Annotated in this window: 2 protein-coding genes; one reads left to right on the forward strand and one right to left on the reverse strand. The window is 71.4% G+C overall.

Features of this window, described 5'->3' with window-relative positions; all coding sequences use genetic code 11:
• Positions 1 to 1,436: aldehyde dehydrogenase family protein (locus U9980_RS09090; RefSeq protein ID WP_322767523.1), on the reverse strand; the 1,436-nt coding region annotated here is incomplete at its 3' end.
• Between the two features lie 237 nt (positions 1,437 to 1,673).
• On the opposite strand from U9980_RS09090, the gene U9980_RS09095 reads away from it, so the two are divergent.
• The gene (locus U9980_RS09095) at positions 1,674 to 2,294 is read left to right on the forward strand and encodes a DUF6758 family protein (RefSeq protein ID WP_322767524.1); all 621 of its coding nucleotides are present in this window, start codon (positions 1,674 to 1,676) and stop codon (positions 2,292 to 2,294) included.
• Positions 2,295 to 2,390: the final 96 nt, after the last annotated feature.

Here is a 2,390-nt window from a genome sequence, read left to right on the forward strand (position 1 = left end):
TCGACGCCGGTCAGGACCATGACCCGCTCGACGGTGAGGTCCTCCATGGCCGCCCGCACACCCTCCCGGCCCATCCCCGACCCCTTGACGCCGCCGTAGGGCATCTGGTCGGCCCGGTAGGCGGGAACATCCCCGATGATCACACCGCCGACCTCCAGCTCCCGGTGCGCCCGGAACGCCACCTGTACATCCCGGGTGAAGACCCCCGCCTGCAGGCCGTACGGGCTGTCGTTGATCCGGGCCAGGCCTTCGTCCAGACTGTCGACCGGTTCGATCACGAGCACCGGCCCGAACACCTCCTCCCGGGCCAGGCGGGCGTCGGGGGGAACGCCACGCAGCACGGTCGGCGCCATCGTCGTGCCGTCCCGCTTGCCGCCGAGCACCACCGTCGCGCCCGCCGCCACCGCCTCACTGATCCACAGCTCGACCCGTTCTGCCGCGGCCAGGTCGATCAGCGGCCCCACCTCGGTCGCCTCGTCGGCCGGGTCGCCGGTGCACAGGCGGGAGACCGCGGCCGTCACCTCGGCCAGCAGCTCCTCGTACAGGTCGCGCTGCGCGTAGACCCGCTGCACGGCGATGCAGGACTGGCCTGCCTGGTAGTTCGAGAACGTCGCGATCCGGCCCGCCGCCCAGCGCAGGTCCGCCGCGGCGGACCAGTCCGCGGCCACCAGCACCGCCGCGTTGCCACCGAGTTCGAGGACGACGTGCTTGCGCGGCACCGCATCCCTGATCGACCAGCCCACCGGGGCCGAACCGGTGAAGGACACGACCGGTAGCCGCGGGTCCGCAACCAGCTCGGCCATGGCATCGTTCGGCACGGTGAGCACCGACCACGCGCCGTCGGGCAGGTCGGTCTCGGCGAGCAGTTCAGCGAGCAGCAGGCAGGACAGCGGCGTCTTCGGCGCGGGCTTGATGATGATGGGCGCGCCGACCGCCAACGCGGGTGCGACCTTGTGCGCGACCAGGTTCAACGGGAAGTTGAACGGCGTGATCGCCAACACCGGGCCGCGGGGAAAACGCCTGACCACCGCGACGCGTCCCGCCCCCGCCGGGTCGGTGTCGAGCCGCTGCAGCGCTCCCGACCAGCGCCGGGCTTCCTCCGCGCCCCATCGGAACGTCGAGATCGCCCGGGCGACCTCAACCCGGGCCCAGGTCAGCGGTTTGCCGCTCTCGGCGGTGATGAGGGCGGCAAGCTCCTCGCCGCGTTCGGCGATGCGGCCCGCGACGTGGGCGAGCGCGGTGGCCCGGCCGTGGGCCGGCATGGCCGCCATGGCGTCCGCGGCCGCTGCGGCCGCCGCCACCGCCGCGTCCACCTGCGCCGGGTCCGGCTGCGCGACCATGGCGATCAGGCGATCGTCCCAGGGGTGCCGCACCGGGAAAGTCGCTGAACCCGTTACCGGCCGACCCGCGACCCAGAACGGCTCGACCGTGCTCATGGATGCCACTCCTCCACCTTCGTGCACAACACCCGGACACGGGTGACGCCACGCGCGACGCTCCCGAATGGCAGCCGCCAGGATGGGCCGGCAGCTGCCGGGAGAAAACTCTCCGATACCCGCCTTGCTACTGTTCGTGCGGTTTACCCGGAACAGGTTTGATGAACGTGAGCAAAGGGAAGTCATCGAACCGGTGAAACTGTCAGGGAGTGGTGCGCATCGCCGGGGAGTCACCCGGTGACGAGCCCGTCTGCGTGTCCCCGATGCCTGCGAACGGTGCGTCCACCCGATTTGTGGAGCAACCAGTGGCGCTGCGACGAACACGGGGATGTCACCCCCTACCGGGTCGCGGAGTCATCCCGGGAGCAGGTGCTGCTTTTTCTCGCGCACACGGCCACGGCGCCGGTCTGGGTCCCCTGGCCGATGCCGGTGCACTGGTTCGCCAGCGGAGTCTCGTGGGCCGGCGACGACCGCACCGGCCCGCTGGCGACGGCGTTCGCCGCGGGTGGCCCGTCCCCTCTCGGCGGGCCGGCAGAGCTCGTCATCGTCGCTGAGGCTCCAGGGATCGGCCTCGGGGCCCGGCTGGCCGGACTGCCCGGTACAGATCCCGAGCGCATCGGTGGCAGACCCGAGGAGAAGATCGAGGCCGCCGGGCATCCGACCGCGCTGTGGCCGGTCGTGTGCCCACCCAACCGGGCCGCGTTTGTGGGTGAGGCCTGTGGCGTGTGGCTGTGGGTGGTGCTCTGGCCGGCGGATGCGGCGACACTGCTGCTGGAACACCTCGTCGTCCGGGACCTGCGTAATGCCCAGATGATTGCCTCGTGCCTGCTGTTCGGCGCGCAGAGCACCCGTCTGTGAGCGGCGTGGCTGGAGGGTCTCGTAAGCTCGGCTCCCGCCACCGCCGCGGACGTGAGAAGGGCCGACAGCCATGACGTCGCAAGCCACGACACCGAC

The sequence above is a fragment of the Protofrankia sp. Cr1 genome (genome assembly GCF_963555865.1).
Lineage (GTDB): Bacteria > Actinomycetota > Actinomycetes > Frankiales > Frankiaceae > Protofrankia.